We start from the raw sequence: 22,947 nt of genomic DNA, 5'->3' as shown, positions 1-22,947 counted from the left end.
AGGCTCTCCCCGTGCCAGACCGCACACCCCCGCTCGGGGTCGAGGCACTGCACGCCCTGGTCGCCGCCGGTGACATCGACACCGTCGTCCTGGCCTTCCCCGACATGCAGGGCCGCCTCCAGGGCAAGCGCTTCGCGGCCCGCTTCTTCCTCGACGAGGTCCTGGCCCACGGCACCGAGGGCTGCAACTACCTCCTCGCCGTCGACGCCGACATGAACACCGTGGACGGCTACGCGATGTCCTCCTGGGACCGCGGCTACGGCGACTTCGCCATGCACGCCGACCTGGCCACCCTGCGCCGCCTGCCCTGGAACGAGGGCACCGCGATGGCCGTCGCCGACCTCGCCTGGGAGGACGGCACCCCGGTGCTCGCCGCACCCCGCCAGATCCTGCGCCGCCAGCTCGAACGCCTCGCCGGTCACGGCCTGACCGCACGGGCCGGCACCGAGCTGGAGTTCATCGTCTTCCGGGACACCTACGAACAGGCCTGGGACGCGAACTACCGCGGCCTGACCCCGGCCAACCAGTACAACATCGACTACTCGGTGCTCGGCACCGGCCGCGTCGAACCCCTGCTGCGCCGCATCCGCAACGAGATGGCGGGCGCCGGGCTCACCGTCGAGTCCGCCAAGGGCGAGTGCAACCCCGGCCAGCACGAGATCGTCTTCCGCTACGACGACGCCCTGGTCACCTGCGACCAGCACGCGGTCTACAAGACGGGCGCCAAGGAGATCGCCGCCCAGGAGGGCATGTCCCTCACCTTCATGGCCAAGTACAACGAGCGCGAGGGCAACTCCTGCCACATCCACCTCTCCCTCGCCGACGAGGACGGCGCCGCCGTCATGGCCGGCGACCAGGAGGGCGGCATGTCCGAGGTCATGCGGCACTTCCTCGCCGGACAACTCCTGGCACTGCGCGAGTTCTCGCTCCTCTACGCCCCCCACATCAACTCCTACAAGCGCTTCCAGCCCGGCTCCTTCGCGCCGACCGCCGTCGCCTGGGGACTCGACAACCGCACCTGCGCCCTGCGCGTCGTCGGCCACGGCCGCTCCCTGCGCTTCGAGAACCGGCTGCCCGGCGGAGACGTCAACCCGTACCTGGCGGTGGCGGGCATGGTGGCGGCCGGACTGCACGGCATCGAACAGCGGCTGGAACTGCCCGAACCCTGCGCCGGCAACGCCTACACCGCCGACTACGCCCACGTCCCCACCACCCTGCGCGAGGCCGCCGAGCTGTGGGAGAACAGCACCCTCGCCAAGGCCGCCTTCGGGGACGAGGTCGTCGCCCACTACCGCAACATGGCGCGCGTCGAGATCGACGCCTACGACGCCGCCGTCACGGACTGGGAACTGCGCCGCTCCTTCGAACGCATGTGAGGCACCCGTTGTCCGACCTGCCCGACCCGTCCGGTCCGTCCGCCGAACCGCCCGACGTACTACGGGTACTGAACCCCGCCACCGAAGAGGTCGTCGCCACCGTCCCCGCCGCCTCCGCGGCCGACGTCGACGCCGCCGTCGTACGGGCCGCCCGGGCGCAGACCGCCTGGGCCGCCCTCGCCCCCGGCGACCGGGCCCGGCTGCTGCGCCGCTTCGCCGCCACCGTCGACGAGCACCTGGAGGAACTGGCCCGGCTGGAGGTCCGCGAGGCCGGGCACACCATCGGCAACGCCCGCTGGGAGGCCGGCAACGTCCGCGACCTGCTCGACTACGCCGCCGGGGGAGTGGAGCGGCTCACCGGACGCCAGATCCCGGTGCCCGGCGGCCTGGACGTGACGATCCTCGAACCGCTCGGCGTCGTCGGCGTCATCGCCCCCTGGAACTTCCCGATGCCGATCGCCGCCTGGGGCACGGCACCGGCGCTCGCGGCGGGCAACGCGGTCCTCCTCAAGCCCGCCGAGACGACCCCGCTGACCGCGCTGCGGCTCGCCGAACTCGCCCTGGACGCGGGGCTGCCCGAGGGGCTGTTCCAGGTGCTGCCCGGACACGGGCCGGTCGCGGGCGACGCCCTGGTGCAGCACCCGGGCGTGGCGAAGATCGTCTTCACCGGCTCCACGACCGTGGGCCGGCGGGTGGCCGCCAAGGGGGCCGCGCTCCTCAAGCCCGTCACCCTCGAACTCGGCGGCAAGAGCCCCAACATCGTCTTCGCCGACGCCGACGTGGAGGCCGCCGCGGCCGCCACCCCCATGTCCTTCCTCGACAATTCCGGCCAGGACTGCTGCGCCCGCACCCGCATCCTCGTCCAGCGCCCGGTGTACGACCGCTTCCTCGCCCTCCTGGCCCCGGCGATCGGCTCCGTCCGGGTCGGCGACCCGGCCGACGAGAGCACCGACATGGGCCCCCTGATCTCCCGCGCCCAACTGGACCGCGTCCGCTCCTACGTCCCCGACGGCGCCGACGGCATCCGCGGCAAGGCCCCCGAGGGCGGCCCCGGCTTCTGGTTCCCGCCCACCGTCCTCACCGGCGCGGACCCGGACGACCGGGTGGCCGTCGAGGAGGTCTTCGGGCCCGTCGCCGTCGTGCTGCCCTTCGAGGACGAGGCCGACGCGGTCCGCCTCGCCAACGCCACCGACTACGGCCTGTCCGGCTCGCTGTGGACGCGGGACGTCGGCCGCGCCCTGCGCGTCTCGGCCGCGGTCCGCGCCGGCAACCTGTCCGTCAACTCCCATGCCAGCGTCCGCTACTGGACCCCGTTCGGCGGCTTCAAGCAGTCCGGACTCGGGCGCGAACTCGGCCCGGACGCGCTGACCGCGTTCACCGAGACCAAGAACGTCTTCATCAGCACCGCCTCGTCGAGCACGGAGGGCCCCGCACAGTGAGCGAAGAGATCGTCTGCCGCAGGCTTGTCGGCCGTACCGCCGTCGTCACCGGAGCCGGCAGCGGCATCGGCCTCGCGACCGTCCGCAGGCTCGCGTCCGAGGGCGCGCACGTCGTCTGCGGCGACGTCGACGAGACCCGGGGCAAGGCGGCGGCCGAGGAGGTCGGCGGGAGATTCGTCATGGTCGACGTCACCGACCCCGAACAGGTCGAGGCGCTCTTCGGTACCGCGTACGACACCTACGGCAGCGTCGACGTCGCGTTCAACAACGCCGGCATCTCACCGCCCGACGACGACTCGATCCTGGAGACCGGCCTGGAGGCGTGGAAGCGCGTCCAGGAGGTCAATCTCACCTCCGTATACCTGTGCTGCAAGGCGGCCATCCCCTACATGCGGCGCCAGGGCCGGGGGTCCATCATCAACACCGCGTCCTTCGTGGCGCGGATGGGCGCGGCCACCTCCCAGATCTCGTACACCGCGTCCAAGGGCGGCGTCCTCGCCATGTCCCGCGAACTGGGCGTCCAGTTCGCCCGGGAGGGCATCCGCGTCAACGCGCTCTGCCCCGGCCCGGTCAACACCCCGCTCCTCCAGGAGCTGTTCGCCAAGGACCCCGAGCGGGCCGCCCGCCGCCTGGTGCACATTCCGGTCGGGCGGTTCGCCGAGGCCGACGAGATCGCCGCCGCCGTCGCCTTCCTGGCCAGCGACGACTCCTCCTTCGTGAACGCCACCGACTTCCTGGTGGACGGCGGGATTTCCGGGGCGTACGTCACACCGCTGTAGATCACCGCGCGCGGCGTCCTACAGTGCCGGAATGAGCATGACGCCGCCGCCCGGCTGGTACCGCGACCCGTCGGCCGCCCACCAGGAACGCTGGTGGGACGGCACGGCCTGGACCGAGCACCGGCGCGCACCGGGAGCCACCGGGTACGGAGCGCCCGGGGACACCGGGTACGGCTCGCCCGCGGCCACCGGATACGGTGCGGCCCAGCACGCGGCGCCCCCGGCGCAGCCCGGCCAGCCGTCGACCGTGCCGCTGTTCGCGGGCGGTGGACAGGGGCAGCAGGGCGGCACCGGGCGAGGGAAGGCCGTCGCCCTCACCGTCGCCGCGGCCGTACTGGTCGCCGCGATCGTCACCGGTGTGTTCGTCCTGGGCGAGGACGACGGAGGCGGCCCCGAGACGCAGGCCCCGCCCGTCACCCCGACCGCCACCGGCCCCGCGCCGGTGACCGAGGAGCCGTCGCCCACCCCTTCCGAACCCTCCGCCGACGACCCCGCCGTGGTCGAGGACCAGCTCAACGGCGTCACCTTCCCGCTGCCGGACGGCTGGGTCCTGCCCGAGCACGTCGCCGAGGACGACGTCATGATGACCACGGACGGCACCTACGACTGCCCGGCGGACGGCGGCGTGTGCCGGCACGGAATGGTCGTCTCCCGCACCGTCACGTCGAACGCCGAGTCCTCCCCGAAGACCCTCGCCCGGCAGGACATCGAGGACGCCGCCGACGACGCGTACGACCGCGACCTGGTCGGCAACAAGCCGTTCGGCGGCATCGAGTCGCACGAGGAGGTGGCGTCCGGGCAGGTCGCGGTCGCCGGACGCGCGGGCTACTACGTGCGCTGGCGCGTGCAGACGGCCAAGGGGCCCGGCGGCTACGTGCAGTCGCTGGTGTTCCCCTCCACCGTCGGCACCGAGTCCCCGATCCTCGTCCGCTACGTCTTCGACGCGGGCGAGGACGGGCCGCCGCTCGCCGACATGGACAGGATCACCAAGGGCATCCGGCCCGTCGGCGACGCGGACACGGGCGGCGGCGTGGGCAGCGGCATCGGCCCGACGGACTGACGGCGCGATGGCGCGTCGGGGACCGGTCGGGGCCTAGAGGAAGGTGTGCCCCTCGCCCCGGTACGTCGGGACCGTCGCCGTCACCGCGTCCCCCTCCACCAGGTGCAGCGTGTCGAACCGCTCGCACAGCTCACCGGCCTTGGCGTGCCGGAACCACACCTTGTCGCCGATCAGCAGGTCGTCGGCGGGCGAACCGAGCAGCGGCGTCTGCACCTCGCCGGGGCCCTCCTGGGGGTCGTAGCGCAGCCCCTCGGGCAGGTACGGCACCGGCAGCCGGTCGGGGCCGGCCGCGCCGGAGGCCGGATAGCCGCCGCCCAGCACGGTCACGACCCCGACGCCGGGACGCCGTACGACGGGCTGCGCGAACAGCGCCGCCGGACGTCCGGTGAACGACGTGTAGTTGTCGAACAGGCGCGGCACGTACAGGCCGGACCCGGCGGCGATCTCCGTGACCGCGTCCTCGGCCGCCGTGTGCTGCACGCTGCCCGTGCCGCCGCCGTTGACGAACTCCAGGCCCGGCACCACCGCCCGCACGGCCCGCACCACCGCGGCACGGCGCTCGGCGAGTTCCCGGCGGGCGGCGGCCTGCATCAGCCGCACCGCACGCGACCGCAGCGGCCGTCCGGCCACCGCGTCCCCGACCCCGGCGACATGGCCCTCGTACGCCATGACACCGACGACCTCGAACCCCTCGCGGCGGGCCACCGCCCGGGCCAGGTCGGCCATCTCGGCGGGGGAGTGCAGCGGGGAACGGCGGGCACCGACCCGCACCCGGCCGCCGAGCAGCCGCAGCGAGGTGTCCAACTCCAGGCAGACCCGCACGACTTCGCGACCGCCGTCGCGGGCCGCGTCGATGAGGTCCAGCTGCGCCGGGTCGTCGACCATCACGGTCACCGCGGAGGCGAGCTTCGGATCGGCGGTCAGCTCGGCGTATCCGGTGCGGTCCGCCGACGGGTAGGCGAGCAGCACGTCCTCGAAACCGGAGCGGGCCAGCCACAGGGACTCGGCCAGTGTGTACGACATGAGGCCGGCGAAACCGTCCCTGGCCAGGGCGCGTTCCAGCAGGGCACGGCAGCGTACGGACTTGCTGGCCACCCGGACCGGCTTGCCGCCGGCCCGGCGGAGCAAATCGTCCGCGTTGGCGTCGAACGCCTCCAGGTCCACGATGGCCACGGGGGCGTCCAGATGGGCGGTGGCCCGGTCGTAACGGGCCCGGTCGGCGGCGCGCGCAGTCATGCCCGCAGCCTGCCAGACAGGATTACCGCAGGGTAGGGGGACGTTCCGGGCCAATGCCACGGGCGTGCGGACTGGTTCCCCGCCGGGCGGAGTCACGCCGTAGAGTGACGCGCACGCACGGCGGAACGACCCCGGGCGGCCGGGCCCCCGGGCCCGCGCCGGGATGGCGGTCCTCGCGTGCGGGTATGCGTGCCCGGGACGGATCGGTCCGCGCCGGGCCGGGGCAGGAGACATCACCGGCCCGCGTCGGAAAACGGCCCGGGCCCGAGAAACGGGGGGTGCATGAGCACGGAAGCGCGCCGCGCCTCCCATCCGCCCCGCCCTACCGCCCCACCGGACTCGCCACCGCCGGGCCCTGACGACCAGGACTCCGCACGGCACCCCTGGACTCCGTCGGCCACCGCGTCCGGCTCGGGCACCGCCGCCCCGGCCCGGCCGCAGTTCCCACCGCGCCCCGCGACGGAGCCCGCTCCGGCCGACGCCTCCCGGACCCCCGGCGTTCCTTCCCGTCCCGCCGCGCCACCGCGCCCCGCGTCGCCCCCGGCTTCCGGAGGGGTCGCGGGTGGTGCCGGGGCCTCGTCGGTCACCGCGTCGGGTTCCGGCACCGCCGATATCACGGGCGCCGCGACCCACCCGCGGAACCCACCGCGCCCCGCCACGCCGCCCCACCCGGCCCAGGCGCCGGCGCCGCACGACACGGACGCGGTGGGAACCGGTCGGCGTTCGTCGGACCCGTCGGACTCCGCCCCCGGGCAGCGCCCGCACGCCCCGTTCCGGGACACCGGCTCCGGAGTCGTCCTCCCGGGGAGCGGCGAGACCCCGGGCCGAGAGCCATCGGCGGCCCCGGAGGCGCCTCCGGAGACCCGGCTCCCGTACCCGCGCCTCCGCCTCGACGACCGCTCACGCGGCGGACAGCGCCAGGACGTACCCCCGCCGCGTGCTTCTGCCCGGTTCCCGGATGCTCCCCCGTCCGTCGGGCGCGACGCCGCACCACACGCTTCCGCCCGCTTTCCCGATGCCCCGCCCACCGTCGGCGGCGATGCCCCGGCGCCCGGCGTCTCGCGCCCGGAGACCCCGGGCACGCGCTCAGCGACGCCCACCGCGCGCCCGGACGTGCCCGCCGCACGCCCCCCGGGCGCCGTGCCGGGCACGCCCCCGCGAGACGTTCCCGCGCCCCAGGACCCGCCTCGCGGCCCGGTCGGACCCACGGCGCACGGCCCCGGTGTGGGCGAGGCCCTCCGGGGAACCGGCGCGTCCCGGTCGTCGGCCCAGCGGACCGGTGCCCCCGCGGAGACCCCCTCCGAGACGACCCGGCGGCTGCGGCCCGTGCCCGCCGAGCCGGTGGCGGACCGCGACTCCGGTCCCGACCCCGCGTTCTCCTGGAGCGCCCCGGTGGTGCCCGGCGACGGGCGGCCCCGGGTGTCGTTCGGGCGGCCCGAGGGGTACGACGGGCTCGCCCGGCCCCGCCCGCTCGGTGGCCGGCTGCGGCCGCAGGCCCTCGCCGCCGCCGTCTGCCTCGTACTCGGCGTGGGCCTCCTCACCGGAGCGGTCACCGGCAGCTGGCTCGCCGGGGACTCCGGGGACGGTGGCGCGCGCAGCGCGTTCACCGAGGCCGGGGACCTGTGGCACAGCGTGCCGGTCGACCAGCTGTTCCCGCCCACCGTGCGGGGCCAGGGCGCCGGTCCCGGCGGCGCCGACCGCACCTGGACCCGGGTCGCGGTCGCCCCGGACGGCGACTGCGCCGCCGCCTTCGACCGGCTGCTCGCCAAGGTGCTGGACCCCGTCGGCTGCCGGCGCCTGCTGCGCGCCACGTACACCGACGCCACCCGGAGCCACGTCACCACCGTCGGCATGCTGTTCACCAAGGCCGACGCCGCCGCCATGACCTCACTGGCGAAGCGGTTCGAGAAGGAGGGCCTGGCCGGCCGCGACGACCTGATGCCGCTGCCCTACGCCGCGAAGGACACCGTCGCCGCCGGGTTCGGCGCCCCGCAGCGGGCCGCCTGGACCGTCTCCGTCCTCACCGACGCCCCCGTCGTCGTCTACGCCGTCTCCGGCTGGGCCGACGCCCGCACCGTCGACGACCCCCAGCCCGCCGAGGAGGCCATGGAGTCCGGCGCCACGTCCGCCCCCGCCCAGGCCGGCCTCGGCCACGAGGCGAAGGGCCTCGCCGACCGCGTCGAACGCGCCCTGCGCAAGAACGTGGGCCAGGCCACGGAGCACCCCTCGTGAACGCACCCCCCCGGGCGAACACCCGCCGGACCCGCCGGGCAGGCACCGCCCTGAGCCTCCTGCTGGCGGGCGCCCTCGTGCTCGTGCCCGCCCCCGCCGCGCACGCCGACGGCATCCGCGCCCAGCAGTGGGCCCTGGACGCCATGCACACCCAGGACGCCTGGCGCACCACCAAGGGCGCGGGCGTCACCGTCGCCGTCCTGGACACGGGTGTGGAGGCCGACCACCCCGACCTGGCCGGCAACGTCCTCACCGGCAAGGACCTGGTCGGCTTCGGCGCGAGCGAGGGCGACCGCGCATGGGCCCGCCACGGCACCGCCATGGCCGGGATCATCGCCGGGCACGGCCACGGCGCCGGCAACGCGGACGGCGTCATGGGCATCGCCCCGGAGGCGAGGATCATGCCCCTGCGCGTGATCCTGGAGGACGGCGACCCGTCCCGTGCCAAGGCCCGCAAGACCCGCGGCAACGCCCTCGCCGAGGGCATCCGCTGGGCCGCGGACAACGGCGCCGACATCATCAACCTGTCCCTCGGCGACGACTCCGCCTCCGCGCACCCCGAACCCGCCGAGGACGAGGCCATCCAGTACGCACTGAAGAAGGGCGTGATCGTCGTCGCCTCGGCCGGCAACGGCGGCGAGAAGGGCGACCACGTCTCCTACCCGGCCGCCTATCCGGGCGTCATCGCCGCCACCGCCGTCGACCGCTACGGCACCCGGGCCTCCTTCTCCACCCGCCGCTGGTACGCCACGGTCAGCGCGCCCGGAGTCGACGTGATCATCGCCGACCCCGACCACCGGTACTACGAGGGCTGGGGCACCAGCGCCGCCTCGGCCTTCGTCTCCGGTGCCGCCGCGCTGGTGAAGGCGGCCCACCCGGACCTCTCCCCGGCCCAGGTCAAGGCTCTGCTGGAGGACACCGCCCGCAACGCTCCCGCCGAGGGCCGCGACGACTCCCGCGGCTTCGGCTTCGTCGACCCCGCCGCCGCGATCGAGGCGGCCGGGCGGCTGAAGCCGGAGGGCCTGAACTCGGCGGCCTACGGCGACAAGTACTTCGGCTCCGGCCCCGACACCGCCGACTCCGACGACTCCACCTCCGCCTGGGCGGCCCCGCTGGCCGGCGGCGCGGGCGGCGTCCTCGTGGTCGCCGCCGTCGTCCTGTGGCGCGGCCGCCGCGAACGCTACGACGACTTCTGATCCCGCTCCGCCCGGCCACCCCCGCCGTCCTCCCCGGCGAGCACGGACACCACCGCCCGGGCCGCCGCCTCGACCAGCGCGATCCCCTCCGCCAGGGTCGTGCTGCCCCGCGACACCACCGCGACCAGCCGGTCGTGGCCGCCCGAGGTGACCCGCCCGACGCTGTTGACCACCCACAACCCGGTGGTGCTCCGCCGCAGCCAGCCGTTCTTCAGTGCCCACGCGGAACCGTCGGCCGCCGCCGACACCCCCCACCGCTGACCGTCCGCGATCCGCCCCATCAACCCGGTCACGTACGCCCGTGCGTCCGCGCTCAGCTCGGAACCGTCCGCGACGAACAACTGCCGCAGCAGCGCGACCTGATCAACGGCCGTCGTCCGCGTCAGCCCCCACAACGTCCCCTCGCCGCCCGCGGTCGCCGTCAGCCCGAACCGCTCGTTCGCCGCGTCCAGCCCCCGCGCCCCGCCGATCGCCCGCCACAGCGCCGACGCCGAGTCGTTGTCACTCCTCTCGACCATCGCGGCGGCATGCGCCCGCTCCGCGACGGTCAGCGCGCGCCCCGCGTCCCGCGCCCGCAGCAGCAGCGCCGCCAGAATGCCGACCTTGACGACGCTCGCCGTCTCAAAGCCTCCCGCCCCGTAGGCCGCCCCCACCCCGGCCTCCGGATCAAACCCCGCCACCGCAACCTCGACACCGTCCCCCACACCCACCGCCCCCATGACACCGGCCAACGCCGCATCCCGCTCCACGACCGTCTCCATCGCTTCTCACCGACGCCTTCCCGCCCCACCGGGGGTCCGCAATGAGCTGCCTACACCCTGAACTAGGGTCGGGGACCGTGGCGAACAAGAACATTCCCGACTCCGGCTACTCCGACGACGACGGCTCCGCCGATCCCCGGCTCGGTGCCGCGCTCGCCGCCTGGGCCGAGGACCGGACCGCCCTGGCGCCGGTGCTGGAGGCGCTCAAGGGTGCGCGGCTGCTGGTGCCCGTCGTGGCCGTGCTCGGTGAGGTGGAGGAGGACGAGAACGGGCTGCGCCGGGAGAAGACCAGTGACATGGCGGTGCCCACGCTGAAGGCCGGCGGCCGGACCGCGCTGCCCGCCTTCACGTCCACCGCGTCGCTCGCCCGCTGGGACCCCGCGGCCCGCCCCGTCGCCGTACCCGTGCACCAGGCGTTGCAGGCCGCCGCGCACGAGAAGGCCGACACGGTCGTACTGGACCTGGCCGGGCCGGTGCCGTTCGAGCTGAGCGGAGCGGTGCTGCTGGCGCTGGCCGAGGGACGTACGACGACCGACCCGCTCGCCGATCCGGCCGTCGCCGACGCCGTACGGGCCGTCCTGGCCGCGGAGCCGGCCGTGCTCCGGGCGCACCTCGGGCGGGGCCGGGCCGACGGCACGCTGGCGCTGGTGCTGGATCCGGGGGAGGACGACCCGGCGAAGGCCGCCCGTGCCGTCGCCGAGCGGCTGGCCGCCGACGAGACGCTGAGGGCCCGCCTGGTGCGCGGCCTCGACCTGGCACTGCTGCCGGCCGGGGCGACGCCGCCGGGCGAGCCCTTGTATGTGCGGGAGGAGCGGGGTCAGCGGTAGACGGGGCCCGTGTACTTCTCGCCCGGACCCTGACCCGGCTCGTCCGGGACGAGCGAGGCCTCGCGGAAGGCCAGCTGGAGCGACTTCAGGCCGTCCCGCAGCGGCGCCGCGTGGAAGGAGCTGATCTCGGTCGCCGTCGCGTCCAGCAGACCGGCCAGCGCGTGCACCAGCTTGCGCGCCTCGTCCAGGTCCTTGTGCGCCTCGCCCTCCTCGGTCAGCCCCAGCTTCACGGCGGCGGCGCTCATCAGGTTGACGGCGACCGTCACGATCACCTCGACCGCGGGGACCTCCGCGATGTCGCGGGTCATGGCGTCGAAGTCGGGCGTCTCAGGCGGGGTGTCACTCATGCCGCACACGATAGGCGCAGCGGGCGATCCGGCCCCACTCGGTCTCGGTTAGCCCTTCCCCTGCCGAGCTGCTAACCTTGTGTAACGACCGGTCGGACACGCACGCCCACGGCAGCGGATCCGGCCCACAAGTGGAGGCTCCGATCTCCCACCTGGCCGTCCTCCGGGACGGCGGGTCACCGGTCAGGCGGTCCCGTCCCAGCGGCGGTGACCGGCCCGAAATCGCGCCCCGCGGTCATCGCGGCGGTGCTCCGGTAGTAGTTCGAGGAGCCCCGCCTGTGATCGTCCGGGGCATTTTTTGTGCGCCGGCGCGGTTAGGTCTATCGAACACAGACGTTACGCGGCTGTTTGCCAGACCGTCGCGTGGTGCTACCGAGGAGGATCCATCAGCGCCGAGCCCCGCATCAACGACCGGATTCGCGTTCCCGAGGTGCGACTTGTCGGTCCCAGCGGCGAGCAGGTCGGGATTGTCCCGCTTGCCAAGGCCCTGGAGCTTGCGCAGGAGTACGACCTCGACCTCGTCGAGGTCGCGGCGAACGCCCGTCCGCCTGTCTGCAAGCTCATGGACTACGGGAAGTTCAAGTACGAGTCGGCCATGAAGGCCCGTGAGGCGCGCAAGAACCAGGCGCACACGGTCATCAAGGAGATGAAGCTCCGGCCGAAGATCGACCCGCACGACTATGACACCAAGAAGGGTCACGTCGTCCGGTTCCTCAAGCAGGGCGACAAGGTCAAGATCACGATCATGTTCCGCGGCCGCGAGCAGTCCCGCCCCGAGCTGGGCTACCGACTGCTGCAGCGTCTCGCGGAGGACGTCCAGGACCTCGGCTTCGTGGAGTCGAATCCGAAGCAGGACGGCCGAAACATGATCATGGTTCTCGGTCCGCACAAGAAGAAGACCGAGGCGATGGCCGAGGCCCGTCAGGCGCAGGAAGCGCGCAAGGCGGACGCGAAGGCCAACCCCGGTAAGTCGCAGAACGCCGCGGAGGCCGACGCCGAGGGCGCCGAGGCTCCGGCCCAGGAACCCGCCGAGGCGTGACCCCGGGGGGACGCGAGTCCCCAGGACCAACCGATACAAGCGACGCTCCACCGTGCCCGGTTTCACGACCGGGCACCGGAGTGCCACCGACGAGGAGAGAACGGCGCTATGCCGAAGAACAAGTCGCACAGCGGTGCCAGCAAGCGCTTCAAGATCACCGGCTCCGGCAAGGTGCTCCGTGAGCGCGCCGGCAAGCGCCACCTGCTCGAGCACAAGTCGTCCCGCGTGACGCGCCGCCTGACCGGCAACGCCGAGATGGCCCCGGGCGACGCCGCGAAGATCAAGAAGCTTCTCGGCAAGTGACGTACGGGCGCCACTGAGCGCCGTACGGCACGACCGGGACCCCATCGATACCGGGTCGCGTGAGTTCTCACCGCGGCCCCGCTACAAGGAGTTAACAAGTGGCACGCGTCAAGCGGGCAGTCAACGCCCACAAGAAGCGCCGGGCGATCCTCGAGCAGGCCTCCGGCTACCGCGGTCAGCGTTCGCGCCTGTACCGCAAGGCCAAGGAGCAGGTCACCCACTCGCTGGTCTACAACTACAACGACCGCAAGAAGCGCAAGGGTGACTTCCGCCAGCTGTGGATCCAGCGCATCAACGCCGCTGCCCGCGCCAACGGCATCACGTACAACCGCTTCATCCAGGGCCTGAAGGCCGCCAACGTCGAGGTCGACCGCAAGATCCTCGCCGAGCTGGCCGTCAACGACGCCGGTGCCTTCGCGGCGCTGGTCGAGGTCGCGCAGAAGGCGCTGCCGAGCGACGTGAACGCGCCCAAGGCGGCGTGACGCTGCGCCGGCTCGAGCCGTAGTTGAAGGGACCCGCAGGCTCCAGCCTGCGGGTCCCTTCGATTGCCGTTGTCCGGTTCGTTGTCTGCCGCGGGTGCGTCGTGGCTGGTCGCGCAGTTCCCCGCGCCCCTGGAGGGGCGCGTGCAGCCCGCGTCGAGATATCTGTGAACGTTAGGAAGAGCATGCGACCCGCCAGCCCCGAGCTGATCTCCCCCCGTTCTCCCCGTGTCCTGGCCGCGCGGCGGCTGGGGAAGCGGAACTTCCGGGGCAAGGAGCGGCTGTTCCTGGCCGAGGGGCCGCAGGCCGTGCGGGAGGCCGCCGGGTACGAGGACACGCTGGTCGAGCTGTTCGCCACCGTCGAGGCCGCCGAGCGGTACGCCGACATCATCGGGGTGGCCCGTGAGGCCGGTGTGCGCGTGCACCTCGCCGCCGAGCAGGTGATCGAGGACATCTCCACCACCGTCACCCCGCAGGGCCTGGTCGGGGTCTGCCGGTTCATCGACACCCCCTTCGACGAGATCCTCGCCGCCCGTCCCAGGCTCGTCGCCGTCCTCGCACACGTCCGCGACCCCGGCAACGCGGGCACGGTGCTGCGCTGCGCCGACGCCGCCGGCGCCGAGGCCGTCGTCCTCACCGACGCCTCCGTCGACCTGTACAACCCCAAGGCCGTACGCGCCTCCGTCGGTTCCCTGTTCCACCTGCCGGTCGCCGTCGGCGTCCCCGTCGAGCGGGCCGTGGCCGGGCTGCGGGACGCCGGGGTCCGGGTGGTCGCCGCCGACGGTGCGGGGGAGCAGGACCTCGACGCCGAGCTGGACGCGGGCACCATGGGCGGCCCCACCGCCTGGGTGTTCGGCAACGAGGCGTGGGGGCTCCCCGAGGAGACCCGCGGCCTCGCCGACGCCGTCCTGCGCGTCCCGATCCACGGAAAGGCCGAGAGCCTGAACCTGGCGACCGCCGCCGCCGTATGTCTCTACGCGTCGGCGCGTGCACAGCGCGCCGCCGGAGGGTGCCGCTCCGTCACCAACGCCTAGTAGGGTGACCTGCCCAGGGCCCCCGCGCGGCTGAGAGGTGGGATACGGGGATGAGTGTCGGCACGAGCAGCGCGCCGGGAGCCCGGGGAGCGCCGCGTCCGCCCGCGCCCCGCACCCCCGGTGGTCTCGCCGGGCTCGGCCTGGACCCGGACGAGCTGCCCGACGGCCTGGTCGTCGCCGACGAGCACGGCCGCGTGGTCTGCTTCAACGCCGCCGCCGCCCGCATCACCGCCGTCCCGGCCGCCGAAGCCCTCGGCCGGCCGCTGGAGAAGGCACTGCCCCTGGAGGACCTGGAGGGCCGCCGCTGGTGGCAGCTCACCGACCCCTACGGCGGCCTCGCCATCCGTGTCGGCCAGCCCGAGCGCAACCTCCTGCTCCCCGGCGGCCGGGAAGTCCTCGCCTCCGCCCGCTACGTCCGCGTCGAGCCGCTCGGCCCCGTCCACCGCGTCGTCGTCACCCTGCGTGACACCGAGGCCCGGCGTCGCACCGAACGCAGCCACGCCGAGCTGATCGCCACCGTCGCCCACGAACTGCGCTCGCCCCTCACCTCCGTCAAGGGCTTCACGGCGACGCTGCTGGCCAAGTGGGAGAGGTTCACCGACGACCAGAAGCGGCTGATGCTGGAGACCGTCGACGCCGACGCCGACCGGGTCACCCGGCTCATCGCCGAGCTGCTGGACATCTCGCGGATCGACTCGGGCCGGCTGGAGGTCCGCCGCCAGCCCGTCGACATCGGCGCTGCCGTCGGCCGGCACATCCAGGCGTACGTCGCCTCCGGCCAGGAGGCCGACCGCTTCCTGCTCCGCCTAGGCCGGCCGCTGCCCGACCTGTGGGCCGACCCCGACAAGGTCGACCAGGTGCTGAGCAACCTGCTGGAAAATGCCGTGCGGCACGGCGAGGGAACCGTCACCATTGACATCACGCCCACGGCGTCCCCCCGCGAAGGGGAGGACACCGGCACGTCGGTCACGGTGAGCGACGAAGGGGCCGGCATCCCGGAGGAGTCCATGAACCGCGTCTTCACCCGCTTCTGGCGGGGCAGCAAGCGCGGTGGCACCGGCCTCGGGCTGTACATCGTCAAGGGCATCGTCGAAGCCCACGGCGGCACCATCACGGTCGGCCGCGCCCCCGGCGGCGGCGCCGAGTTCCGATTTACGTTGCCCGTGGCGGCACCGGCCTACCTGGCCTGAGCGGCCCCACGGGCGCATTCGCGTTCCACCGCCCCGTTAGACTCGGTCTTTGGCACCTTTGCGTCCAGTTCCGCAGACGAAGCGTCCCAGCCCCGTCTCCGGACCGTAGACGGGGCGTTCCAGCCAGCCAATCGGAAGCACGGGAAGAGATGTCGGCACCGAATAAGTCGTACGACCCTGTCGAGGTCGAGGCGTTGAAACCGGAAGAGATCGAGCGCATGCGGGACGAGGCGCTCGCCGCCTTCGCCGCCGCGAGCTCCCTCGACGCGCTCCAGGAGGCCAAGGTCGCCCACACCGGCGGGGCCTCCCCGCTGGCGCTCGCCAACCGCGAGATCGGCGCCCTGCCCCCGCAGGCCAAGGCCGACGCGGGCAAGCGCGTCGGCATGGCCCGCGGCGCGGTCAACAAGGCGCTGGCCGCCCGCCAGGCGGAGCTGGAGGCCGAGCGCGACGCGCGCGTGCTGGTCGAGGAGGCCGTGGACGTCACGCTGCCCCACGACCGTGTGCCGGCCGGCGCCCGCCACCCGCTCACCACGCTCTCCGAGCGCATCGAGGACGTCTTCGTGGCCATGGGCTACGAGGTCGCCGAGGGCCCCGAGGCCGAGGCCGAGTGGTTCAACTTCGACGCCCTCAACATCGGCCCGGACCACCCGGCCCGCGGCGAGGCCGACACCTTCTTCGTCGAGGGCCCGGACGGCGGCACCGAGTCCGGCGTCGTGCTGCGCACCCACACCTCGCCCGTGCAGATCCGCTCCGCGCTCGACCGCGAGCTGCCGGTCTACGTGATCTGCCCCGGCCGGGTGTACCGCACCGACGAGCTGGACGCCACGCACACCCCGGTCTTCCACCAGGTCGAGCTGCTCGCCGTCGACGAGGGCCTGACCATGGCGGACCTCAAGGGCACCCTGGACCACATGGTCCAGTCGCTGTTCGGCGCGGAGATGAAGACCCGGCTGCGGCCGAACTTCTTCCCCTTCACCGAGCCGTCCGCCGAGATGGACATGCTCTGCTACGTCTGCAAGGGCGCGTCCGTCGGCAACCCCGACCGGCCCTGCCGCACTTGCTCCAGCGAGGGCTGGATCGAGCTGGGCGGCTGCGGCATGGTCAACCCGCGGGTGCTCACCGCCTGCGGCATCGACCCGGAGAAGTACAGCGGCTTCGCCTTCGGGTTCGGTATCGAGCGGATGCTGATGTTCCGCCACAACGTCGAGGACATGCGAGACATGGTCGAGGGTGACGTCCGGTTCACCCGGCCGTTCGGGATGGAGATCTGATGCGGGTCCCGCTTTCCTGGCTGCGGGAGTACGTCGACCTGCCGGCCACCGAGACCGGCCGCGACGTGCAGGCCAAGCTGATTTCGGCCGGTCTGGAGGTCGAGACCGTCGAGCACCTGGGCGCCGACCTCAAGGGCCCCCTCGTGGTCGGCCAGGTGCTGACCATCGAGGAGCTGGAGGGCTTCAAGAAGCCGATCCGCTTCTGCACCGTCGACGTCGGGCAGGCCAACGGCACCGGTGAGCCGCAGGAGATCGTCTGCGGCGCCCGGAACTTCGCCGTCGGCGACAAGGTCGTCGTCGTCCTCCCCGGCGCCACCCTGCCCGGCGGCTTCTCGATTTCCGCCCGCAAGACCTACGGCAAGACGTCCCACGGCATGATCTGCTCCGGCGACGAGCTGGGCATGGGCGACGACGGCAGCCACGGCATCATCGTGCTGCCGCCGGAGACCGAGGTCGGCAAGGACGCGATCGAGCTGCTCGAGCTGGTCGACGAGGTGCTGGACATCGCCGTCACCGCCAACCGCGGCGACTGCCTGTCCATCCGCGGCGTGGCCCGCGAGGCCGCCATCGCCTACGGCCTGCCGCTGCGCGACCCGGCCCTCATCGACGTGCCCGGCCCCAACGCCTACGGCTACCCCGTCAAGATCGCCGACCCCACCGGCTGCGACCGCTTCACCGCCCGCACGGTGACCGGCCTCAGCGCCGAGGCGCGCTCCCCGATCTGGCTCCAGCGGCGCCTCCAGAAGGTCGGCATGCGCCCGATCTCGCTGGCCGTCGACGTCACCAACTACGTGATGATGGAGCTGGGCCAGCCGCTGCACGCCTACGACCGGGGCCTCGTCCAGGGCACCATCGGCGTGCGCCGGGCCGAGGAGGGCGAGAAGATCGTCACCCTCGACGGCGTCGAGCGGAAGCTGCACGCCGAGGACCTCGTCATCACCGACGACCGGGGCCCGATCGGTCTCGCCGGCGTCATGGGCGGCGCCAACACCGAGATCGCCGACCACGACGCCGCGGAGAACGGCGGCAACGCGACGAGTGACGTGGTCATCGAGGCCGCCCACTTCGACCAGGTGTCCATCGCGCGCACCGCACGCCGGCACAAGCTGTCCTCCGAGGCCTCCCGCCGCTTCGAGCGCGGCGTGGACCCGCAGGCCGCCGCCGCTGCCGCGCAGCGCACCGTCGACCTGCTGGTGCTGCTCGCGGGCGGCACCGCGGAGGCCGGCGTCACGGAGATCAGCGCCCCCTCCGCACCGCACACCATCAGCGTCCCCGCCGACCACCCTGACCAGGTCGCCGGTGTCACCTACGGCCGCGAGACCGTCGTACGCCGCCTCCAGGAGGTCGGCTGCGACGTGTACGGGCAGGACGAGCTGATCGTCACCGTCCCGTCCTGGCGGCCCGACCTGACCGACCCGAACGACCTGGCCGAAGAGGTCATCCGGCTGGAGGGCTACGAGAACCTGCCCTCCACCCTGCCCAGGCCCTCCGCGGGCCGCGGCCTGACCTCCCGGCAGCGGCTGCACCGCCGGGTCGGCCGTGCGCTGGCCGGCGCGGGCTACGTCGAGGCGCTCAACTACCCGTTCGTCAGCGAGCAGGTCTTCGACCAGCTCGGGCTGGACTCCGACGACCCGGCCCGCCGCGTCGTCAAGCTGGTCAACCCGCTCAGCGACGAGGAGCCCGCGCTGCGGACCACGCTGCTGCCGGGCCTGCTCGGCGCCCTGCGCCGCAACGACGGCCGGGGCTCGCACGACCTGGCGCTCTTCGAGACCGGCCTGGTCTTCCACCCCCGCGACGAGCGGCGGGTCGCCGCCGACCTGCCCGTCGACCGGCGGCCCGGCGACGACGACATCGCCGCGCTGAACGCCGCGCTGCCCGACCAGCCGCGGCACGTCGCCGCCGTCCTGACCGGCGCGCGGGAACAGGCCGGCTGGTGGGGCAAGGGCCGTCCGGCCGACTGGGCCGACGCCGTCGAGGCGGGACGCCTGGTGGCCCGGGAGGCCGGCGCCGAGCTGATCCTCCGCAAGGGACAGTACGGGCCGTGGCACCCCGGGCGCTGCGCCGAGCTGATCGTCACGGTCGACGGTACGGAGCGGGTCGTCGGACACGCGGGTGAGCTGCACCCCCGGGTGCTCAAGGCGCTCGGCCTGCCCGCGCGGACCTGCGCGATGGAGCTGGACCTCGACGTCGTGGCGCGGGCCGGGAACGACACCCCGCAGGCGCCGGGCATCTCCACGTTCCCCGTGGCGACGCAGGACGTCGCCCTGGTGGTCGACGCGTACGTGCCCGCGGCGGACGTCGAGGCGGCGCTGCGGGACGGGGCGGGTGAACTGCTGGAGTCCATCCGGCTGTTCGACGTCTACGACAACGCGGAGCAGCTGGGTGAGGGGCGCAAGTCCCTCGCGTACGCGTTGCGCTTCCGCGCGGGGGACCGGACGCTCACCGTCGACGAGGCGTCGGCCGCGCGGGACGCGGCGGTTGCCCTCGCGGGCGAGCGGGTCGGAGCGGTGCTGCGCAGTTAGGCGGTGCGCCCAAGGGGCGGGGGGCTTCTGCCGGTTGGCGGCCGCGGGTACGTCGTGGCCGCTCGCGCAGTTCCCCGCGCCCCTTGGCTGCGTTCGGGTGACGTCCCTGAAGGGGCGCGGGGAACTGCGCGACCAGCCACAGCGCACCCGCACTCGACAACGCACCCGCACACCGAACGGCGTCGAGTCGCCCCGCGATGCCGGCGGAGCCGTCCGCCCCGCCGCGGAGTGTCGGGCAGGCAGCCGGGCGGACGGCGTGGAAACGGGCCGCCGCACTGTACGAGGGGGAGCCGGCGGCCCGGCCGGCCTCTTTCGAGGCCCCTCAGTCAACCGGCCCGGAACTCTCCGCGACAGTGCGCGCACGCTGCGGATGCGCGTACTCCGTTCACACCCCGTGTGAAGCCCGGCACACTACGCTGTCGGCACCGAGTCACCGCGGCACCGGGGGGCACCCATGCAGCCCAACACCCTGCTCGACGCGATCCTGGACGAGGCCGGGATCTCGCACGCGGGACTGGCCGCGCACGTCAACCAGGCGGGACGCGCGCGCGGGCTGGCGCTGAGGTACGAACACACCGCCGTCGCACGGTGGTTGAAGGGCCAGCGCCCGCGCGGCCAGGTGCCCGACCTGATCTGCGAGGTCCTCGCCTCCCGCCTGCACCGCCCCGTCACCCTCGACGACATCGGCCTCGGTGTGTCCGGCGAACCGGCCGCCCCGCACACCGGCTCGCTCTCCGGGTTCGTGGAGCGCGCCACCGCCCTGTGGCGCTCCGACCAGCAGCGGCGCCCGCACATCCTCGGTGCGCCCGCGCTCACCGGCACGCCCGCCGTGATGCCGGTCTGGGAGTGGGAGAACCCGCCCGAGGACGTCGACGTCTCCCGCGGCGGGCGGCACCGGGTGACCGCCGCCGATCTGGAGATGCTGCGCTGCGCGCGGGCCCACTACGAGCAGATGTACCGCAAGGCCGGCGGCATGGCGACCCGCGCCCGCATCGTCGGCTTCCTCAACTCCGAGGCCGCGCCGCTGCTGCGCGGCGGCTACACCGACGCCACCGGACGCCAACTGCACCGGGCCACCGGCGGCCTGGTGGCGGTCGCCGGGATCTGCGCGTACGACTCCGACGCGCACGGCCTCGCGCAGCGCTACTTCCACCAGGCCCTGCGGCTCGCCAAGGCCAGCGGCGACCAGGGTCTCGGCGCCTACGTCATCGCACTGCTGGTCAACCAGGCGCTGTTCATGCGGGAGTACCGGCAGGCCGTCGCCTTCGCCGAGGCCGCGCTGCGCGCCGCGGGCCGCCACATCACCCCGGCGCTCGCCTCCGACCTCTACGCGATGCAGGCGAAGGCGTACGCGCACCTCGGCGACGGCAGTGGCGCGCTGTCCTGCATCCGCCGGGCCGAGCAGGCCGCCGAACGCATCCGGCGCGGATACGAACCCGACGAGACCGGCTATGTCCAGCCCGGACTGGTCAACGTCCAGGTCGCCGAGGCCCTGTTGAGCCTCGGGGAACTGGCGGCCGCCGGGGAGCACGCCGCGGCGGCGGTCGACAACCCGGCGCACGACCGCGGCCGGGTGCACCGGCTGGCCATGCTCAGCACCATCGAGCTGCGCCAGGGCAACGCCGACAAGGCGGTGGCCACCGCCGTGCAGATGGCCGAACAGGCCCGGGGCATGGAGTCCCAGCGCCTGCGCGACCGACTCCGCGCGGTCCGCGAACACCTGGTGCGCAGTGGCTGCGCGGGCACGACCGAGGCCGCCGAACTCATCGACGGGGCGCTGCGCGTACCGCTGTGATCCGTCCGCCCCTCGGGGCCCACTGCGCCCACCACTGCGCCTTGAGCGGCCGCCGTGCGCCTGCTGCCGGGACGCTGCTGCTGCGATATTGCCACCTACTCCAAGAAAGGTGGCAGAACCGTGCAGTGGACGAAACAGAGCGAACAAAATGTGTACGCAAATCGCTGGTTCAGCGTCAATCTCGCCGATGTCGAACTACCGGACGGTCGGCACCTCGACCACTTCCTCATACGGATGCGTCCGGTGGCCGTGGCCACGGTCGTGAACGAGGCGAACGAGGTCCTCCTGCTCTGGCGGCACCGCTTCATCACCGACAGCTGGGGCTGGGAACTGCCGGCCGGCGTCGTCGAGGACGGCGAGGACGTCGCGGTGGCGGCGGCCAGGGAACTGGAGGAGGAGACCGGCTGGCGGCCGGGACCGCTGCGGCACCTGATGAGCGTGGAGCCGTCCAACGGGCTCACCGACGCCCGGCACCACGTCTACTGGGCCGACCAGGGCACGTACGTCGGGCACCCCGTGGACGACTTCGAGTCGGACCGCCGGGAGTGGATTCCGCTCAAGCTCGTTCCCGACCTGGTCGCCCGCGGGGAGGTCCCGGCCTCCAACATGGCGGCCGCGTTGCTCCTGCTGCACCACCTCAGGCTCGGCCAGGACGCCCCGCCCGGCCTCGGCCGCCGGGCCGGCTAGCGTCCGAGGGCCTGCCATACCGCCACGATCAGCGCGCCCAGGGCCGTGACGACGGCCACCGAGGGGAGGGGCCAGCGGGCGTGCTCCAGCGCGGTCAGCCGGGTACTGAGGTCCGCCAGCTCCTTGGCGGTCTCCTCGGTGCGGTGGGAGAGCAGGGCGTGCCCGCCCTCGACTCGGGCGTAGGCCACATCGAGCCGGCGTCGTAACTCTGCGAGTTCTCCCTGGACGACGGGGTGCTCGGGATCGGCGGTCACGGACCGCTCCTTTCCGTATTCGTCTCACGTCCCTTGCATGTGCATGTCGAGTCAACTCGCCTGGTGGGCGCCTGGGGAGAGTGTGCGGACGGCATATGCGGGCCCGGGGCGCACACGCCGTGTGAAAGCCGCGGGCCCGGCACCACCTGAGGTGCCGGGCCCGTGCGCGTAGCTGCGCGTAATCAGCCGTAGGAGTAGAAGCCCGAGCCGCTCTTGCGGCCGAGGCGGCCCGCGTCGACCATGCGCTGGAGCAGCGGGGGAGCGGCGTACAGCGGCTCCTTGTACTCCTCGTACATCGAGTAGGCCACCGAGGCGACCGTGTCCAGGCCGATCAGGTCCGCCAGCTTCAGCGGGCCCATCGGGTGGGCGCAGCCCATCTCCATGCCGTTGTCGATGTCCTCGCGGCTCGCGATGCCCGACTCGAACATCCGGATCGCGGAGAGCAGGTACGGGATCAGCAGCGCGTTCACCACGAAACCGGAGCGGTCCTGGGCGCGGATGGCGTGCTTGCCGAGCACCTTCTCGGTGAACAGCTGCGCCCGGCTCAGCGTGCCCTCGGAGGTGGTGAGCGCCGGGATCAGCTCGACCAGCTGCTGCACCGGGGCCGGGTTGAAGAAGTGGATGCCGATGACGTGATCGGGCCGCGAGGTGGCGACCGCCAGCTTCACCAACGGGATCGAGGAGGTGTTGGAGGCCAGGATCGCGTCCGGCCGGGTCACGACCTGGTCGAGCACCTGGAAGATCTCGGTCTTGACCTGCTCGTTCTCGACAACCGCCTCGATCACCAGGTCGCGGTCGGCGAACTCGCCGAGATCGGTGGTGAAGCTGAGCCGCGCCTGCGTGGCGTCCCGCTCCTCCTCGGTCGTCTTGCCGCGCTCGGCGGCCTTGGCCAGCGAGTTGTACAGCCGGGTGCGGCCGATCTCCAGAGCCTCGCCCGTGGTCTCGGCGACCATCACCTCCAGACCGGAGCGGGCGCACACCTCGGCGATGCCCGCCCCCATCTGGCCGCAGCCCACCACGCCGACGCGTGCGATATCTCCCGAGATGCCGGTCACATCGTCCCTTTCGCTGACTTCAAGGCTGGTAGCAGGCGCACCGGGGTCCCCGGCGCCTGCTCCGA

At 73.3% G+C, this 22,947-nt stretch carries 21 protein-coding genes; 16 read left to right on the top strand and 5 right to left on the bottom strand.

The annotated features are described in order from the left end of the window. Positions 1–11 precede the first annotated feature (11 nt). Genes ACZ67M_RS33095 through ACZ67M_RS33080 form a run of 4 tightly spaced genes read left to right on the top strand, consistent with a single transcriptional unit; the run spans position 12 to position 4,654 of the window. Positions 12–1,376 (top strand): glutamine synthetase family protein, encoded by a 1,365-nt coding sequence (locus ACZ67M_RS33095; RefSeq protein ID WP_469853869.1) that lies wholly within the window; start codon positions 12–14, stop codon positions 1,374–1,376. Positions 1,377–1,384: 8 nt separating this feature from the next. Then, entirely contained in the window at positions 1,385–2,815 is a 1,431-nt protein-coding gene (locus tag ACZ67M_RS33090; protein ID WP_469853868.1) for an aldehyde dehydrogenase family protein, read from the top strand. Next, entirely contained in the window at positions 2,812–3,594 is a 783-nt protein-coding gene (locus ACZ67M_RS33085) for a 3-oxoacyl-ACP reductase (RefSeq protein WP_385797133.1), read from the top strand. Before ACZ67M_RS33090 ends, ACZ67M_RS33085 begins: the two co-directional genes overlap by 4 nt. A gap of 37 nt (positions 3,595–3,631) precedes the next feature. After that, the gene (locus ACZ67M_RS33080) at positions 3,632–4,654 is read left to right on the top strand and encodes a DUF2510 domain-containing protein (protein WP_392104126.1); all 1,023 of its coding nucleotides are present in this window, start codon (positions 3,632–3,634) and stop codon (positions 4,652–4,654) included. Positions 4,655–4,687: 33 nt separating this feature from the next. Here ACZ67M_RS33080 and ACZ67M_RS33075 read toward each other — a convergent pair whose 3' ends face one another. After that, positions 4,688–5,890, bottom strand: a complete 1,203-nt coding sequence (locus ACZ67M_RS33075; RefSeq protein WP_392014160.1) for an amino acid deaminase/aldolase — start codon at positions 5,888–5,890, stop codon at positions 4,688–4,690. 1,224 nt (positions 5,891–7,114) lie between these two features. Here ACZ67M_RS33075 and ACZ67M_RS33070 point away from each other — a divergent pair. Together ACZ67M_RS33070 and mycP are read left to right on the top strand one after the other, a co-directional pair. Next, positions 7,115–8,122 carry a hypothetical protein gene (locus ACZ67M_RS33070; RefSeq protein ID WP_469853867.1) on the top strand — a complete coding sequence of 336 codons (1,008 nt, stop codon included), beginning with the start codon at positions 7,115–7,117 and terminating at the stop codon, positions 8,120–8,122. Further along, on the top strand, positions 8,119–9,318 hold the full coding sequence (mycP, locus tag ACZ67M_RS33065; RefSeq protein ID WP_469853866.1) for a type VII secretion-associated serine protease mycosin: 1,200 nt from the start codon (positions 8,119–8,121) through the stop codon (positions 9,316–9,318). Before ACZ67M_RS33070 ends, mycP begins: the two co-directional genes overlap by 4 nt. Here the strand turns inward: mycP and ACZ67M_RS33060 are convergent. Continuing rightward, positions 9,303–10,079: a serine hydrolase gene (locus ACZ67M_RS33060; protein ID WP_469853865.1), complete on the bottom strand. Its 777-nt coding sequence runs from the start codon at positions 10,077–10,079 to the stop codon at positions 9,303–9,305. The two genes, mycP and ACZ67M_RS33060, sit on opposite strands and share 16 nt — an antisense overlap. 77 nt (positions 10,080–10,156) lie before the next feature. Here ACZ67M_RS33060 and ACZ67M_RS33055 point away from each other — a divergent pair, with 77 nt between their 5' ends. After that, positions 10,157–10,906, top strand: coding sequence for an SseB family protein (locus ACZ67M_RS33055; protein WP_469853864.1), 750 nt, complete (start codon positions 10,157–10,159; stop codon positions 10,904–10,906). Here ACZ67M_RS33055 and ACZ67M_RS33050 read toward each other — a convergent pair. Then, complete coding sequence (locus ACZ67M_RS33050; protein WP_125493101.1) at positions 10,897–11,253, bottom strand: DUF1844 domain-containing protein; 357 nt, start codon at positions 11,251–11,253, stop codon at positions 10,897–10,899. The genes ACZ67M_RS33055 and ACZ67M_RS33050 overlap by 10 nt on opposite strands. Before the next feature lie 385 nt (positions 11,254–11,638). Here ACZ67M_RS33050 and infC point away from each other — a divergent pair, with 385 nt between their 5' ends. The 9 genes from infC to ACZ67M_RS33005 all read left to right on the top strand — a co-directional run bounded on the left by infC (position 11,639) and on the right by ACZ67M_RS33005 (position 21,573). Then, positions 11,639–12,292 (top strand): translation initiation factor IF-3, encoded by a 654-nt coding sequence (infC, locus tag ACZ67M_RS33045; protein ID WP_125493105.1) that lies wholly within the window; start codon positions 11,639–11,641, stop codon positions 12,290–12,292. Positions 12,293–12,400: 108 nt separating this feature from the next. Beyond that, positions 12,401–12,595, top strand: a complete 195-nt coding sequence (gene rpmI / locus ACZ67M_RS33040) for a 50S ribosomal protein L35 (RefSeq protein ID WP_003977225.1) — start codon at positions 12,401–12,403, stop codon at positions 12,593–12,595. Positions 12,596–12,693: 98 nt separating this feature from the next. Beyond that, on the top strand, positions 12,694–13,077 hold the full coding sequence (rplT, locus tag ACZ67M_RS33035; RefSeq protein ID WP_004002577.1) for a 50S ribosomal protein L20: 384 nt from the start codon (positions 12,694–12,696) through the stop codon (positions 13,075–13,077). A 182-nt stretch (positions 13,078–13,259) separates the two neighbouring features. Beyond that, the gene (locus ACZ67M_RS33030) at positions 13,260–14,108 is read left to right on the top strand and encodes a TrmH family RNA methyltransferase (protein WP_392104051.1); all 849 of its coding nucleotides are present in this window, start codon (positions 13,260–13,262) and stop codon (positions 14,106–14,108) included. A gap of 50 nt (positions 14,109–14,158) precedes the next feature. Further along, positions 14,159–15,298, top strand: coding sequence for a sensor histidine kinase (locus ACZ67M_RS33025; protein WP_361360741.1), 1,140 nt, complete (start codon positions 14,159–14,161; stop codon positions 15,296–15,298). Positions 15,299–15,447: 149 nt separating this feature from the next. After that, positions 15,448–16,569, top strand: a complete 1,122-nt coding sequence (gene pheS, locus ACZ67M_RS33020; protein WP_161327586.1) for a phenylalanine--tRNA ligase subunit alpha — start codon at positions 15,448–15,450, stop codon at positions 16,567–16,569. After that, entirely contained in the window at positions 16,569–19,091 is a 2,523-nt protein-coding gene (gene pheT / locus ACZ67M_RS33015; protein ID WP_469853863.1) for a phenylalanine--tRNA ligase subunit beta, read from the top strand. Before pheS ends, pheT begins: the two co-directional genes overlap by 1 nt. 454 nt (positions 19,092–19,545) lie before the next feature. Next, positions 19,546–20,886: a transcriptional regulator gene (locus tag ACZ67M_RS33010; protein ID WP_469853862.1), complete on the top strand. Its 1,341-nt coding sequence runs from the start codon at positions 19,546–19,548 to the stop codon at positions 20,884–20,886. A 120-nt stretch (positions 20,887–21,006) separates the two neighbouring features. Further along, positions 21,007–21,573, top strand: a complete 567-nt coding sequence (locus tag ACZ67M_RS33005; protein WP_467321011.1) for an NUDIX hydrolase — start codon at positions 21,007–21,009, stop codon at positions 21,571–21,573. On the opposite strand, the gene ACZ67M_RS33000 is transcribed toward ACZ67M_RS33005, so the two are convergent. Continuing rightward, a complete protein-coding gene (locus tag ACZ67M_RS33000) occupies positions 21,570–21,827 on the bottom strand; it encodes a hypothetical protein (protein ID WP_114528873.1) in 258 nt (85 codons plus the stop codon). The two genes, ACZ67M_RS33005 and ACZ67M_RS33000, sit on opposite strands and share 4 nt — an antisense overlap. 182 nt (positions 21,828–22,009) lie before the next feature. Next, positions 22,010–22,882, bottom strand: coding sequence for a 3-hydroxybutyryl-CoA dehydrogenase (locus ACZ67M_RS32995; RefSeq protein WP_361360751.1), 873 nt, complete (start codon positions 22,880–22,882; stop codon positions 22,010–22,012). Between the last annotated feature and the right edge of the window lie 65 nt (positions 22,883–22,947).

The sequence above is a fragment of the Streptomyces sp. NPDC107500 genome (assembly GCF_055582785.1).
Note: the sequence above shows the minus strand (reverse complement) of the source record. Positions and strands in the feature narration are given on the sequence as shown.